The sequence below is a fragment of the Pseudomonas sp. GW823-FHT03E05 genome, from assembly GCF_058796855.1.
Window position 1 is genome coordinate 1,177,937 of record NZ_JBXAJB010000001.1, and the last position, 14,888, is coordinate 1,192,824.

At 67.6% G+C, this 14,888-nt stretch carries 13 protein-coding genes; all 13 read right to left on the bottom strand.

Translation table 11 applies throughout. The annotated features are described in order from the left end of the window. Window positions 1-48: 48 nt before the first annotated feature. Window positions 49-828, bottom strand: a complete 780-nt coding sequence (locus tag AC1RCO_RS05275; protein WP_103290164.1) for a carbohydrate deacetylase — start codon at window positions 826-828, stop codon at window positions 49-51. After that, the gene (locus AC1RCO_RS05280; RefSeq protein WP_103290165.1) at window positions 825-1,949 is read right to left on the bottom strand and encodes a GNAT family N-acetyltransferase; all 1,125 of its coding nucleotides are present in this window, start codon (window positions 1,947-1,949) and stop codon (window positions 825-827) included. The genes AC1RCO_RS05275 and AC1RCO_RS05280 overlap by 4 nt, the downstream gene beginning before the upstream one ends. After that, on the bottom strand, window positions 1,946-2,650 hold the full coding sequence (locus AC1RCO_RS05285; protein ID WP_011061378.1) for a GNAT family N-acetyltransferase: 705 nt from the start codon (window positions 2,648-2,650) through the stop codon (window positions 1,946-1,948). Before AC1RCO_RS05285 ends, AC1RCO_RS05280 begins: the two co-directional genes overlap by 4 nt. Next, window positions 2,647-4,575 carry a hypothetical protein gene (locus AC1RCO_RS05290; RefSeq protein ID WP_492617470.1) on the bottom strand — a complete coding sequence of 643 codons (1,929 nt, stop codon included), beginning with the start codon at window positions 4,573-4,575 and terminating at the stop codon, window positions 2,647-2,649. Before AC1RCO_RS05290 ends, AC1RCO_RS05285 begins: the two co-directional genes overlap by 4 nt. Beyond that, on the bottom strand, window positions 4,572-5,882 hold the full coding sequence (locus AC1RCO_RS05295; RefSeq protein ID WP_492617471.1) for a lipopolysaccharide biosynthesis protein: 1,311 nt from the start codon (window positions 5,880-5,882) through the stop codon (window positions 4,572-4,574). The genes AC1RCO_RS05290 and AC1RCO_RS05295 overlap by 4 nt, the downstream gene beginning before the upstream one ends. Then, a complete protein-coding gene (locus AC1RCO_RS05300; protein ID WP_404673215.1) occupies window positions 5,879-6,877 on the bottom strand; it encodes a polysaccharide deacetylase family protein in 999 nt (332 codons plus the stop codon). The genes AC1RCO_RS05295 and AC1RCO_RS05300 overlap by 4 nt, the downstream gene beginning before the upstream one ends. A gap of 1 nt (window position 6,878) precedes the next feature. Next, window positions 6,879-8,015, bottom strand: coding sequence for a glycosyltransferase (locus AC1RCO_RS05305; protein WP_019093966.1), 1,137 nt, complete (start codon window positions 8,013-8,015; stop codon window positions 6,879-6,881). Then, window positions 8,008-8,973, bottom strand: a complete 966-nt coding sequence (locus tag AC1RCO_RS05310; protein ID WP_065364096.1) for a glycosyltransferase family 2 protein — start codon at window positions 8,971-8,973, stop codon at window positions 8,008-8,010. The genes AC1RCO_RS05305 and AC1RCO_RS05310 overlap by 8 nt, the downstream gene beginning before the upstream one ends. A 144-nt stretch (window positions 8,974-9,117) precedes the next feature. Further along, window positions 9,118-10,488, bottom strand: coding sequence for an O-antigen ligase family protein (locus AC1RCO_RS05315; RefSeq protein ID WP_015635672.1), 1,371 nt, complete (start codon window positions 10,486-10,488; stop codon window positions 9,118-9,120). Beyond that, entirely contained in the window at window positions 10,485-11,585 is a 1,101-nt protein-coding gene (locus tag AC1RCO_RS05320; RefSeq protein WP_346624285.1) for a glycosyltransferase family 4 protein, read from the bottom strand. The genes AC1RCO_RS05315 and AC1RCO_RS05320 overlap by 4 nt, the downstream gene beginning before the upstream one ends. A gap of 11 nt (window positions 11,586-11,596) precedes the next feature. Further along, window positions 11,597-13,189 (bottom strand): GumC family protein, encoded by a 1,593-nt coding sequence (locus AC1RCO_RS05325; RefSeq protein WP_041118261.1) that lies wholly within the window; start codon window positions 13,187-13,189, stop codon window positions 11,597-11,599. 11 nt (window positions 13,190-13,200) lie between these two features. Then, complete coding sequence (locus tag AC1RCO_RS05330; RefSeq protein ID WP_065364093.1) at window positions 13,201-14,220, bottom strand: polysaccharide biosynthesis/export family protein; 1,020 nt, start codon at window positions 14,218-14,220, stop codon at window positions 13,201-13,203. A gap of 22 nt (window positions 14,221-14,242) precedes the next feature. Continuing rightward, window positions 14,243-14,887 carry a CpsD/CapB family tyrosine-protein kinase gene (locus AC1RCO_RS05335; protein WP_011061368.1) on the bottom strand — a complete coding sequence of 215 codons (645 nt, stop codon included), beginning with the start codon at window positions 14,885-14,887 and terminating at the stop codon, window positions 14,243-14,245. Window position 14,888 lies beyond the last annotated feature (1 nt).

Below are 14,888 nucleotides of genomic sequence, written 5' to 3' on the forward strand. Positions count from 1 at the left end.
GCCTGCCGGATTAATTGCCGATTAAATTGCATAGGGAGCTAATGTTTTTTACAGCTCGCTGTAGGCAATGCGTTGATACCCGGGCAATGCCTGTTGCAGCAGTTGCTCCAGAGACTGCTGCGCCGGCAGGTAATCGTCACCGAAATCACCCTCGGCCAGCTGGGTCGGGTGGGCCACCACTTCAATCACGCCGGGCGGGCGAAAACCTTCCAGCAGGTCCCTGGGCGTGCACACGCTCTGGGCCCCGGCTCCGCACAACCAGCGGATACGCCGGTTGAGCGCGCTCTTGAACAACCGCTTGAGGGGCCCGATGTTGCCCCCCACATTGCGCGCCAGGCGCACCGGCACCCCTTGCTGCGCAGCGAAGCGAGCGACGATGGCTGCCACCGGCCACAGGTTGTGCACGTGCTGGTGGGAGTCGACATGGCTGGGCCGCACACCCTGATCGACACAGCGCTGCCACTGGGCCTGCAACTCCTCGCGCACCGCCTCGGCCGCCGCGCCCGGCAGGCGCAGGGCCGAGCGCCGCAGGTTCAGGTCGAACTGCCCCTGAGGGTCACAGAACAACGGCTGGTGGCGCATCGCCGGGCTCAGTGGCGCGCCGTAGGTGAGGTTGAAATGCAGGCCGATGCGTCCCAGCAAACCGTGCTGCTGGGTCAGTTCACAGGCGTCGTTGAACGCCGGCATGTTGGCCATCAGGGTCGCCGAGCTGATCACCCCTCGCTTGAAGGCGCGCAGGGTCAGCTGGTTGTAGTCCAGGTCGAGACCGAAGTCGTCGGCATTGACGATGACCCGGTGGGCCCGGGCGGCAGTCAGGGGGCGGTTCATGGGCGGGATCCTTGTACGGTGTTGGCCTGGCGCCGTTCGCGCCAGGCCTTGAGGCGCGGCTTGAGCCACTGCCAGATGCGTTCGGCGGTACCGGCCAGCAGCGCTCGCGGGCGCCAGGAATAGAAGCTCCAGCGCTGGTGTTCCACCAGGCCGCTCATGCGTTCATGCAACTGATGGCTGGAGCGGCTGAGGCTGACCCGCGAGGCATCGACCCACTGCCAGCCTTCGTCCAGCCCCCAGCGGATCCACTCATCCAGCAGCAGCCGGCCGCTGCCCAGGTTCTTGTATTGCGCCAGGAAGGCGATGTTGTAGTCGTACAGGCGGCCGCGCTCCAGCAGACCGAGGCGATAGCTGATGCAACGGCCCTGGTGTTCCAGCATCACCACCCGCACACAACCTTCGGCGGCCAGGCCGCGCAGGGCGCTGGCCATCCATTGCCAGCGCAGCTCCCCGGAGAAGATCCCCAACCCGTCTGCGCCTTTCCAACTGGCCTGTTCCACCTCGCGGAGCATTTCCAGCACCCCGTCCATGCCGTCGGCCTGGGGCGCCATGCGGATCACCCGAGCGTCTATTTCCGCGCAGCGTTTCTTCGCCCGGCGCAGCTCGTAACGCAAGGTGCCGGTGGCTTCCTCGCGGTCGCTGTCGACAATCAGGTGTTCCGGCGCCCGGCAGCTCAGGGCTTGTTCGCTGTACCAGCTGGCCCGGTGCCAGGGCGCCAGCAGGCGCTCGGCGTCCACCAGTTCATGAAGTTGCAGCAGGTCATGGGGCAGTTGCCGGCGGATCTGCTCCAGCACCTCGGGCATGGCGCCTTGCGCCGGGTCCGCGACCAGCAGCGCCAGGCGATCGCTCAGCGGATGCCCCAGGTGGCGTACCACCTGCAGGCGCAGGCCGGCCCGGGTTTCGCGGCCCAGGGTTAGCGGCAGGCAGAGCACCAGGCGCTGGCCGTGCCAGCCCAGGAGTATCTGCAAGTGCCGGTGATCCAGGGCCCGTTCCGCCCCCTGCAGCCAGCTCAAGCGATTGAACGGCGTGGCCTGTGGCACTTGCTGGCGCAGTTGCTCATAGGCCGCCACGGGAAAGTCCTGGGTGCAGAGGCTGGCGCACCATTGCCAACGCAGGCTCACGAACGTTCCTTGTCGATAGGGCTGGAACCGCTGGGCTGCTGTGCCAGGCGCCCGCGGCGCAGGTGGTGCAGGCGTGTCTGGTGGTAGGGCCGGCGGCGGTGGAAGTGCAGGCAGCGCAACAGGCAGTAGACATGCAGGGATTCACCCACTTCCTGGAACCCCAGGCGCATGTGCATCTTCAGCGCCGGCTCGTTGCGCACGTTGACCAGGGCCCGGGTGGCCTTGAAGCCGCGCTCGCGGTATTCGTCCCAAAGCAGCTTCTGCGCCAGGATCACCACCCCCGAGCCGCGATATGGCACCGCGCACTCTCCGGCGAACTGATACAGGCAGCCCGGCGGGATGCGCATCCAGCAGCGGTACAACTGGTCGTCGTAGTAATCGCGCTCACTGATCCACACCATCATCATCACGTTGCCGTCTTCATCCAGGTGTGCGCTGCCGCGGCTGCCTTTGTCCAGCAGGCCGCGAATGGCCGGCAGTTGCGCCTTGAAGTACTTGTCGAAGGCCGGCAGCAGCTCGCGGGTGATGGGCACCTGGGGCCAGCGGCCGGGGTTGATGGGGCAGGGCACCGGCAAGGCCAGGGAGCGTTCCAGGGTCAGCAGTTCCCAGTGGTAATAGAAGAAGCGTTCACGCAGCACCCGCAGGCTGCCACGCAGGCCCTTGCGGCGGATTCTGGCCAACAGGCCGGTCAAGCGACTCATAGGGTTTTCCAGGTCAAGGCAAACAGGGTTTCACCGGGCACCTGCAACTGGGCCCGGCCATTGCTGCACTGCACGGCGGCGGAGCGGCTGTGCCCGTCGGCGCCGAGCAGTTCCAGGCTCGGGCCGGCCTGGCAGATCTGCTCGGCGCCGTCCAGGTCGATGGTTTGTGCGCGCGGGGTCTTGGTCACGCCCAGCAGGCTGTGGCGCGGGCCATCGCGCAGTGCCAGGGCATCCACCTCGAAGGCCGGGTTGTCCAGCGCCTGGACCTGCCCCAGCCAGTGCCGCTGGATGAATTGCTGGGCCACGGCCACCGGCTTCAGGCTGAAGCGCTGGGCGTCGTGCTGGGCCAGCATGCCCTTGGGGTACTCGGGCTCATCGGCGGCCTGGAACCAGTTGAGCATGTCCAGCAGGCCGTCCTGGGAGGCATTGGCCACCACCGACATCCACCACAGGGCGGCGTAGTGAGTGTCCTGCTGATAGGGGCTCAGGTCCGGGCCGCTGGAGATATTGGTCTGGCTCAGCAACAGCGCCTTGCGCGGCCGGCCCAGGTCATTCAGGCCCACCAGGTCGGCGGCGGCGCGCACGCTGGCGCGGTAGCGGCGGGTGGCCAGCAGGTCGCGGACCATCCACTCGTGCCAGGCCATGGCGTCGATATCGGCGCCGTGGGCCTCCAGCAACTGGCGCGCCCATTCGATGCCGCGGCGCTGCCCGGCACCGATGCGAAACGGCCCGTCCAGCAGCCGCGAACTGACCGGCATGGCAATGCGCACACCTGCGGCCCGGGCCTCGGGGTTGGCCTTGACGTGCTCCAGCATGCGCCCGAAGTAGCTGGCGAACACGGCGTAGCTGGGGTAGTTGAGGTTGGGTTCGTCGGCGAACGCCAGGTAGTGCAGGCCCTGGTTGCCCAGGCGCACGCTGTCCGCCAGCCAGGCGTCGAGGCCGGCGAAGCTCTGGCTGTCGGCTGCCAGCACCGCCCGGCGCCCGGTGCCCGCCAGCAGGGTGATGTCGCGGTCGATCTTGAACGTTTCGCGGTACAGCCGGCGAAAGCCCAGCTCGCGCTGGGGTTCCTGCTGGATCACATCGACGAAGCTGTAGAAGTTGGCCGCCCGCGGCCCCAGGGCCCGCAGCAGTTCAAAGGTCGACTGCGGCGGCTGGGCATAGGGCAGGGCGATCCCCAGGTGCGGGCTGGGGCCGCGCATCTGCGGCTTGAGGCTCAGCTCGACCCGGCCCGGTGTCCATTGCAGCGGGTGCAACTGGCGCAGGTCCTGGGCGAACAGGTTGGCGGTGCCGTCGAGCCAGAACGCCACCTTGCCCGAGCCGCCCAGGGACAGGCGCCAGACCTCGTCCTGCTGGGCCACCGGCAGCGGGATCTGGTCGAACTGACCGTACTGCGGGTGCTCCACCAGCTTCAGGCGCAGCAACTGGTGGTCACTCAGGCGCGTGGCCTGGAGCACGCTGACCCCACCGTAATACTTGCCCGCCAGTACCGCCTGCTCTCCGGCGGCCACGCGAAAATACAGCTCCACGCCACTGGGCACGTCGGCGCTGAAATGCACCTTGGCCGGTTCGAACTGGGCCAGGGTGGCGCTGTCGTGGCTGACCTTGAAGTTGCGAAAGCTGTAGCCCGGTACCTGCAGCCTGTAGTCGCCCTGGGCCGCGGGCAGTTGGACTTCCCGCTGGCCGTAGGGTTGGTCAGCGCGAATCTCCAGCTGTTGCAGCAACTGGCCGTCCGGGCGCAGCAGGTACAGCTGCTCCTGGTTGGCGTCGCTCTGCCAGGCCGGGCTCCAGCGCAGGTGCAGAGTGTCGCCGGCCTCGGCTTGCAGGTACAGGCTGCCGTCGCGGATATCGCCCCATTGCAGGGGCGCGGCGTGCAGGGCAGTGGCCGCCGAGATCAGCATCAGGGCGAGCAGGGAACAGGGTTTCATTGAAGCCTTTCCTTAGGGCGCAATAACTGGCGCACGTAGACGATGTCTCCAGGTAACAGGATCAGGGTGCGGTACCAGGCCACACCGCTGAGGTGGCAATACAGGCCGAGCATGGCCAGGCTCACCGCGAGGTAGGCGATGGACGAGGCCAGGCCGGCGCCGGCGATGCCCAGCGACGGGATCAGCAGCGCATTGAGCGCCAGGTTCAGCAGGGCGCCACCGGCCAGCAGCAGCGACAGCGTGCCGGGGCGCTGCTTGCCCAAGAGGTCCAGGCGCAGGATACTCGCGTAGCACAGGCCGAACAGCCCGGGCAGCAAGGCCAGCAGGGCATCGTAGGCCGGGGCGTAGTCGGCGCCGAACAGGGTGACAATCAACCACTGGCCGATCAGCGCCATGCACAGGCAGGCGCCGAGCATCACCGTGGCGGTCAGGCGCAGGGCCAGGGCGGTCAGTTGCTCGATGCCCGACCCCTGTTGCAGCAGGCGCTTCATCAGTGGCGTGGTCACCGCCTCGGGAATGATCAGCAGCAGCTCGGCGGCGGCGCTGGCCATGGCGTACCAGCCCAGGGCCGCGGGGTCGAGCAGGGCCCCGATGAACAGGTAGTCCGAACGCAGCATCAATTGTTGCGACAGCACCCCGGGGTGGCTCTGGGCGCTGTAGCGCAGCAGCTTGCCCTGTTCCCCGGCCTGCCAGCGCAGGCCCAGGTCGTGGAAGCGTCGCAACCAGCACCAGCCAACCACCACCACCAGCAAGGTGCCCCCCAGCCAGCTGACCAGGGCCGCCGACAGCGGCTGGTCGCACCAGATCCACCACAGGCCGACGAACAGCAGCAGCGGCACCAGGGATTCCAGCAGGCGCAGGGCATTGAAGGCTTCGACCCGGCCATCGGCGTTGTGCAGGGTCAGCAGGCCGCTCTTGAGCACGGTGATGGGCACCGCCAGCAACAACAGCCAGGCCAGGTCCCCCAGTTGTAGGCTCAGTTCCCACTGGCTGCCCAGGGTGTTCATCAGTCCCAGCCCGGCCAGGGTCAGCAGGCTGGCCAGCAGGCAGCCGTAGACCAGCACCTGGGTCAGTAGCAGGCCCATGGGCCGCTGGCGCGCGGCCTCATAGCCGACCGCGGTGTTCAGCCCGCCGCTGGTCAGGGCGGCAATCAGGTCCGGCAGGGTGCTGAGCAGGGCGAACAGGCCGCGATCCGCCGGGCCCAGCAAGCGAGCCAGCAGCACGTTGCGCAGCAGCCGCAGGCCGATCATCGCCAGGCGCGTGCCCATGCTCAGGGCCAGGTGCCAGAGGTAGCCGCCGCGCTTCATGCCCGGGCTCCCTGCAGCAGGCGCCAGGCCAGCAAGCCGGGGCGGGCGGCGCTGGCGTGGCTGACGTCGATGCGTGGCAAGGCCAGGAGCGGGTTGCCACTGGCCTCGATCAGCCCGGGGCGGGTGCCCAGGGCGTAGCGATAACCCAGCCCGGCGACGGCGGCGCGCACCTGGGCATTGTGGTCGCCATTGGGGTAGCAATAGACCCCCAGCGGCGCCTGGCAATGGTTCTGCAACGCCTGATGGGAGCGTTGCAGATCCGCTTTCAGCGCGGCCTCGTCAAGGCCGGTGAGAATGGCATGGCTGGCGCCGTGGGGCCCGAAGCGCACCAGTGCCGAACGCTCCAGGCGCTGCACCTGGGCCCAGTCCAGGCTGTGGGGGCCGTGCTCGTTGGGGCAACTGTCGGCCAGGGCCTGGAGGGTGGGCCCGGGCAGGGTCTTCAAGCGTTGCAGGTAGCGCCCCAGGAGCCGGCTGCGGGCGTCGTTGTCACCCGGCTGCAACAGCTCGGCCGCAGGTGCCAGTTGCAGCGCCTGCAACTGTTCCAGCAGCGGCCGGGCCGCGGCGCTTGCGGGCCGCAGCCAGAGCGTTTCGCCGATGGACTCCCACCAGAAGCCCTGGGCGCTGCCGATGAAGTCGGTGGAGAGGAAGATGCTCGCCGGCACCTCGTAGCGCTCCAACAGCGGGTAGGCCACCTCGGCGTTGTCGCGCCAGCCGTCATCGAAGGTCAGGGCCAGGCGCGGCCGGTCACCGCCGGGGTATTGCAGCAGGTGATTGAGCGGCACACAGTCGAAATGCCGCCGCAGCCAGCGCAGCAGGTGCTCGAACTGGCGCTGGCCGACGCACAGTGGCGCCCGGTGCGGCCGGCGGGCGGCCTGCTCGTCGGCCAGCACCCGGTGCAGCATCAGCACCACCCCGGCTTCGCTGAGGCGGGCGCGGCCGACGCTGTGCAAGTAGGCGCTGCCCAGCAGGCGCTTGAGGTTGAGTTTGAGGTTCATGTCAGCGGTTCTGTTGTGGGTTCCACAGGGCATAGCGCTGCCCGCGGAGAAATTGCCAGAGGCCCATGCTCATGCCGGCCATTGTCACCAGTACGAAACCGGCCAGGCGAAACACCTTGGGCAGGCGCCCGCGGCGGTCCAGCAGGCCCATGATCCCGGCGCCGTAACCCAGCACCTGGGCCAGCAGGGCCAGGCTGTAGAAGGCGCCGGCATTCCACAGCAGCAGGCTGCTGACCAGCAGTGGCAGCAACAGCACCGGGGCCAGGCGGCGGATCAGCTTGTGGCTGATCAGGGCGATGGCGTAGGCGCCGTGGCGCAGTGGGTTCATCAGCTCGCGGCGCTGGGCCAGGCTCTGCAGGCCGCCGACGGTGACCCGCAGGCGCCGCCGGTACTGCTTGCCGGCTTCGTCCACGCCCTGGTCCAGCACCTGGGCCTCCTCGACATAGACGATCCGCTTGCCGGCCACCGGGGCGCAGGTGCTGATGAAGAAGTCATCGTTGACCTCGGCCGGAACCCGCTGGAACAGTTCGCGGCGCAGGGCCAGCAGCGCGCCGTCGGCGGAGACCATGCAGCCGGTGCGGTTTTCCGCCTGGCGCAACCAGGCCTCGTAGTGCCGGTACAGGCTGTCTCCCAGGCTCAGGTTGTGCCCGGGGTCGGGGATGATCATGTGCCCGCCACAGGCCCCCACCTGCGGGTCGGCCAAGGGAGCCAGCAGCTTGCCCAGGGTGTCGTGGGACCACTGGTTGTCGGCGTCGGTGAACACCAGGATGTCGTTGCGCGCCAGTTCCACCGCGGCGTTCAGCGCCCCGGCCTTGCCCACCCGAGGCAGGTCCAGGACCACGATCCGTGAGTCGCGCACGCCCAGGGCCGTGGCCACGGTGTCGTCGCTGGAACCGTCGCTGGCGAGGATGATCTGCAGGTCGGTGGCCGGGTAGTCCTGCTGCAACAGGGTGCGCAGCTTGTGCTCGATGTGCGGGCCTTCGTTGTGCGCGGCGATGATCACGCTGACCGACAGCGGCGCGCCTTCCTGCACCGGCCGCGGCCTGACGAACAGGCTGAGCAGGGCCAGCAGCAGGGGGTAGCCGACCCAGGCATAGAAAGGCAGTAGCAGGCACAGCCAGAAAAGTGTTTTAGCCACGGTCAGGTCTCTCGGCAGAACGGTTGAACAGGGCCTGCACCAGGGCCAGGGCGCCCAGGTGCAGGCGCACCCAGTGCAGCAGCCAGAGTTGCAGGACGAACAGCGGGTCGCGTTGGCGCAGGCCCTGGCGCACGGCCAGGGCCAGGGGCGCCAGCGCCCCCAGCAGCAGGCACAGGCCCGCGGCGCCGGGCAGGCCCGCGAGCAGGCACAGCAGCGCCACGAGGCTGAGCAGGGCGCAGGCCAGGCACAACAGGGGGAAGCGCAACAGGCGCAGGCTGAGGCCGCTGCCCTTGAGCAGTTGCACGTGGCTGCCCTGGCGCCAGCGTTCCTTGCCGGCCCATTCGGCCCAGCTGGCCTCGTAGCCCCAATGCAGCACCTGGGGCTGGGGCAGGCTCAACTGGCGGGCGCCGGCAGCGTGCAGGCGCAGGCCGAAATCCTTGTCCTCGCCGGTGCGCAGCTGTTCGTTGAAGCCGCCGACCCGTTCGAACCAGGCCCGCTGCAGGCACAGGTTGGGGGTGGGCATCCACGGCAGTAGCCGGGGTTGCGGGTCGCCGGCCAGGCTGCGGCGCTGCCAGGCCCGGGCGAACCAGGGGGCGCTGGCGGGTGCCGCGCAGTCCAGGGCGAAGACCTCGGCACGCCGCTCGGCCTGGGCCTGCTGCCAGAGCTGCAGCCAATTGCCGGGCACTTCGATGTCGGCGTCGAGGAACGCCAGGCTATCGCCGGTGGCCACCGCCGCACCGCGGTTACGCAGGGCGCCGATGCCGATGCCCGGGCACAGCAGCACCCGCGCGCCCAGCTCCCGTGCCCGTTGCGGCCCCTGATCGGTGGAGCCGTTGTCCACCACTATCAGTTCGCAGTCCAGGGTCGCCGCCCGGGCGGCGCGCAGCACGCTGTCCAGGGTGCGGGTGATGTGACGCGCCTCGTTGTACATGGGCACGATCACGCTGATCCTTTGCATCTTTGCCTCCCTTGGCCAGATTGCGTTGTTGTCGTGGGCGCCGGGTGAGGGCGCGGTGCTGCTGTTCTGTCGGTGCTGCTCCTGGGGGCCAGAAGGCCCTTCGGGCCTTGTCGCAGCCTGGGGCAGTGGCTACACGCGGCGTTGTCAGGCCGGGGCCGGGCGCGGCACGGGAGCGTCTTCGGCCTGCAGGCGCAGGACGCTGGACAGGGCCAGGAAGATCCACAGGTACTTGTGGTTCGGCGCGCTGAGAAACAGCAGGAACACCGCCATGGCCAACAGGCTCAGGCCCAGGTGGGTGGCGATATCGGCCTGTTCGCGCTGGCCCCGGGCAAGAAAGCCCTGGCGCGCCCGTTCGAAGTTGCGCAGGCCCATCAGCATCAGCGCCACGAAGCTCAGGCCGCCGGGAATGCCCAGCTCGCTGAACAGCTCCAGGTAGGTGTTGTGGGCCCGGCGGAACAGGTCCGGCTCGTTCATGTTTTCCGAGAAGCTGCTGGCAAAGCCGGTCTGCGCGTAGTGGATCGGGAAGGTCCCCAGGCCCGAGCCCAGCAGCGGGTTCTGGCGGATCATCTGGCCGCCCACCACCAGGTAGGAGGTGCGCCGGCCCAGGGAGGTGTCCGCCGAGTGCGCGCCGGACTTGAGCATGCTCAGGGACTGGATCCGCGCCACGTACTCCGCCGGCAGCACGGCAATGCCCAGGGGAATGACGATGGCCACGGCGAACATGGCGAAGCCCAGGTGCTTGGGCCGCAGGCCCTTGAGCCGGTCGCGGTAGTGCCAGACGCCGATGGCAATGGTGAACAGCACCACCAGCAGGCCCGAGCGCGAGTCGGTCTTGGTCATCCCGGCCATCAGGGTCAGGCTGATGCCGACCCAGAACAGCCGCACCGGCCAATGGGGCGAACGCAGGGCGAGGAAGATCGCCGGCGGCACCGCCATGGCGATCAGCAGGGCGAAGTAGTTGGCATCCTGCAACAGGCCGATGGCCCGGCCGCCCACCTGGTACTTGGCCGATACCAGGGCGATCACACAGGTGATGGCCACGCTCACCGCCAGCAGGCGGCAGAGCATCAGCAGGTTGACTTCCCGGGCAATCAGCAGGGTGACGAAGAACAGCACCAGGCCCACTGCCAGCTCCCGCAGGCTGTCCAGCGACACCAGCAGGTTCTCGCTGTACAGCATGCTCAGCAGCAGGCACAGCAGGAATGGCCCCAGGGCCCGCCACAGGTTGCTGCGCAGGCGGGTGTCGGGGATCTGCCGCAGCAACAGCTTGAACAGCATGATCAGGATCAGCGAGGCGCCCAGCAGCTTGGCCCCGGAGAACGCGCTGTCCTTGAACAGGCCTTCGAAGGGCACCAGGGCGCAGATCCCCAGCAGGCCCCAGCCCGGGCGCCGGTACAGCAGCGCCAGGCCGAACAGCCCGACCACCACCAGCGGCGCAAGAAACGGCCAGGGGCTGGCCAGCAGCAACAGTGCGGCCAGGCCCAGCAGCAAACCCAGGAACGGAGCGGCGATCATACTCGGGAGCTCTCTCTGGCGACGCGGTACAGCTCATCCCAGCGGCGAGCCAGGGTGGGCAAGTGATAGTGCTTGCGCTGGGTGACCTGGGCGGCCTTGGCCAGCTCCCCGGCCAGTATCGGGTCGTCCAGCAACTGGCCGATGCAGCGCCCCAGCCCGGCACTGTCCAGGGGCTTGGCCAGCAGGCCGTTGTGCCGGTGCTGCAGCACATCGGGAATCCCGCCCACGGCAAAGGCCACCACCGGGGTGCCGGCCTGCATGGCTTCGAGCAGGATCATCGGTGTGCCTTCGGTGCGTGAACTCAGTACCAGCACATTCAGGCGCTTGAGCCAGGGCTGCATGTCGTTCTGATAGCCCGGCAGCAGGATGCGCGTGGCCAACCCGGCTTCGTTGATGCGCTCGCGCAGGGCCTGGTTCTGTTCACCATCGCCCAGCAGCACGGCCTTGAGCGCAGGGCGCTGCTGGCACAGGCCGATCAGCGCATCGAGAAACAGGTCCGGGCCTTTTTCCGCGCTCAGGCGCCCGACGAAACCCACCAAGGGTTCCATTTCGTCGCGGCGTACTTCGGGCTCGCGCAGCGGCGGCCCGTCCAGGCTCGCCGGCAGTTCCAGGGCTGGCTCCGGCAGGCCGTTGGGGATCACCCGCAGCTTGCCCTCGGCGACCCCCGCCTCCAGGTGCAGCAGGGCAATGCTCTGGGCCACGCAGGCTACTCGGCGCACCCGGCGGCTGCGGCACAGGCGCAGGCTGAGCCAGGTGTAGAACTTCTGTTTCAGGCTGCGCGGGGTGAAGCCGTGTTGGGTCATGACCAGGGGCAGGCGCAGGCGCCGGGCGCAGACCCAGGCAAACACCTGGGCCTTGAAGTTGTGCGCGTTGAGCAGCCCCGGCTGTTGCCGCAGGTGCGCCAGCAGTTCCTGCAGGCAGTGGCAGTTGTGGCTCGCCACGCCGGCCTCGGCGAAACGCTGCAGCAACGTGTCGGGGGCATTGATGAACACCACCCGATGCTGCCCCGGGGTGCCCAGGCAATGATCCAGCAGCATGCGCTCGGCACCGTAGAAACCGCCGCTGTGGATCAGGTGCACGATAGGCTGCGCGGCCATGCTCAGGTCGCTCACTGTTTGGCCCAATGCCAGGCCCAGCGCCAGGTCCAGCGCGGGTACGGGTTGACCTGGGGCTGCTCGACCGCGTTGAGCACCATCAGCACCGGCAGGCCGAGGTGATCACTGACCTGGGCCGGGTGCTTGAAGCGATGGTCGAAGAACTCGTAGACATAGCCCAGGGCAATGGCCAGCAGCAGGCCGGTGAGCAGGCCCAGGGGAATGATCAGCATCGGCTTGGGGAACGCCGCTTCGCTGGGTTCGTAAGGCTGGCTCAGGACCCGCGCGTTGGACAGCTCGCCACTGATCAGGCGCTCGCCACGGCTCTCTTCGTAGCGCTGGGTGTAGGTGAAGAAGGCTTTGTGCAAGGCATCGATTTCAGTGTCCAGCTGGCGCAGTTTGCTCAGGACCTCTTGCAGGTCGCGCACCCGCGCCTTGTAGTCGTTGATCCGCGCGGTCTTCTGGGCGATCACCGACTGGGTGATCTGCAAGTCGCTGCTGCGCTCGCGCACGCGGTTTTCCACCACCTTGAGGAACTGCGCCCGGGCCCGCACGATCTGCTCGCGCTGCTGCTGCATGGGCACGCTGTCGGCGCGGTAGGTGTCGGCGGTGGTGCCGTACTGGCTCACCAGGTTGGTCAGCTGTTCGCCCAGTTGCTTGATCTCGCGATCTTCGTAGGCAACGTTGTCCACGGTGTTGGCGAAGGCGAAGGGGAAGGTGTAGTCGGTGAGGCCGGCCTTGCGCGCGGCAGCCAGGTTCTTCTGCAGGTAATCCAGGCGGCGCTGGTTCTCCAGGGCCTGGTCGCGGTAGCCGTTGAGCGATTGCTCTTCGGTGTTGATGGCGTTCAGGCGGAAGGTGATCTCTTCCTTGGGGTCGGAGGCGTGGGCCGCTTCCAGCAGGGCCTGGCGCTTGCCTTCCAGGTCATCCAGGCGCGACTGGTACTGGGCCTTCTTCTGTTCGTAGAAGGCTTCGGGCAGTTCGTTGGATTGCAGGTCCTGGCGGTTCTTCAGGTAATTGGCCAGCAGGCGCTCGACAAAGCGCGTGCCTTCGGCGGCATTGGGGCTGGCGTAGACGATGGAGATCACGTTGGAGCCGGGCAGGGTGCCGATCTTCAGGTCCTTGACCGCCTGGTCGGTGAAGGCATCCAGGCTGGTATCGCGCACCGGGTCCACGGCCAGGCCGAAGAAACCGCGCACCGGGTTGATCACATGGTTGCGCAGGGGGTCGATCAGGCCATTGCGGATCGGCTTGACGATCAGCCGGGTCAACAGGCCCTCGCTGCCGCCGAACTGGCCCTCGCGGCGCAACTGGTCGATGGTGTCGCGGATCAGCGTGGGTGAACGCAGGATGTTGCTCTCGGTCTCCATGTCCGCCAGCGACGGCGGGATGAACTTGTCCGAGTCCGGGGCGAGCACGGTGTTGGCGTCGGTCTGCGAGAGTTTCTTGGACTGCACGATGACTTCGGCAGTGATCTCGAAGCTCTGCTTGAGCACCAGGGGCAGCAGCAGGGCGATCACCGCGAAACCCAGGAACACCCGTTTGATCAGGCGCCGATTGACAAAGAACACGAGCAGGAACTCGTGCAGGTAGTTTTCGATCTTGGTCATCAAGAGGGAACTCAGTTGTTGTTCGTTTCTTTGTTGTCGACGCGGTAGCCGAAGCTGAACCCGACACCCTGGAACATGATCACGTCCGCCAGCTGCTTGCTCAGGGCGCCGGCCTTGGCCAGGCGGGTCTTGGGCACATAGAGCATGTCGTCGGGCTGCAGGTAGGCGAATTGCAGGGCCTTGCCGTCCAGCGCCGCGTCGGCGTCGTAGACCCGGGCTTCGACCTGGTTGCCCTTGCGCCGCATGATCACCACCGAATCCAGGCGTGCAGTGGGGCCGGCCCCCTTGGCCAGGGTCAGGGCCTCAAGCACCGAGATCGGCCGGCGGATCGGGTAGGCTCCGGGCTGGCCGACTTCGCCCATGACGAACACCTCGTTGGAGGCGGTGGTCTTGAGCAGCACATCGACGCTCACCGAACCCACCTCCTTGGCATAGCGCTGGTTGACCAGGGTCTGCAGCTCGCTGAGGCTCTTGCCCTGCAACGACAGGCTGCCCAGCAGCGGGAAACTGGCGCGGCCGTCGGAGCCCACGACGATCTCGCGGCTAAGCCCGGTGGCCGGGTTGGTCAGGCTGGTGCGCAGGTTGTCCAGCTGGGCCATGGCGTGGGAGATCGAAAAGTTGATCTGCGGCTTCTTCAGCACCTTGGCGTATTGGGCTTCCAGGACCTGGCGCGCCTGTTCGGCGGAGAGCCCGGCGACCTGGATATTGCCCACGTAGGGCATGTCGATGCTGCCGTCGGGCAGCACCAGTTTGCTGCCGCCCAGTTCCGGAGCGGTGAGGAAGGTCACATCCACCTGGTCGCCAGGCTGCACGAGGTAGCGCTGCTGGCTGGTGGTGCCGATATGGAAGATCACGTCCAGCACGTCCTGGGGCCGCAGCACCTGCTCGATGGGCACCACCTCGGTGAGCTGTGCCTGGTCGGCCGGGGCGCTGAGGATCTGCACCGGCATCTGCTGCGGCTCGCGATTGACGCAGCCGCCCAGGGCCAGCAGCAGTGACAGGCTCAGCAGGGAAAGTCTTGGCTTGTTCATGGTTACACGGTCCTTGTGCCGGTCAGAGACGGTCATAAACCCACTTGGGCATGTAGTACTTGCGGGCGTTGAACACGCTGCCGATCAACTTGGCCTCGGCCTGGATCAGGCGCTGGGCGGCGGCCTGGGCCACTTCCCAGCGGGTTTCCTCGCTGCGCACCACCAGCACCACGCCGTCGACCTGGGTGGCCAGGGTGAGGATGTCGCCGCTGCTGTAGACCGGGTCGCCGTCGATGATCACGAAGCGGTATTCCTCGGCCAGGGCCTGCAGCAGTTCGCGCAGCAGTTCCGGGGTCAGGCGCTCGCTGTACTGCTGGCGGCGGCCCAGGGGCAGGAAGTCGAAATTCACCGCGTCGCTGCTCTCGATGCACGAGGCCAGGGGCGGCGGGGTTTCGGCCAGTGCCAGGTCGAGGAAGCCGGGCCGCTCATCCAGGGCCAGGCGCCGTGTCAGGCTGCTGTCCGAGAGGCTGGTGTCCACCACCAGCACCCGGCCGCGGCTGGTGCGCGCCAGTTCGTTGGCCATGCTCAGGCTGCTGCTGGTGACGCCGCTGTTGCGGTTGGCCGCGGTCAGCAGGATGACCCGCAGTTCCTGGTCGAGTACGGTCACCGCCAGGTTGCTTTCGCTGGGGCTCTGGATCTTCAGACTGGCAAAGGTTGCTGCCGCCATT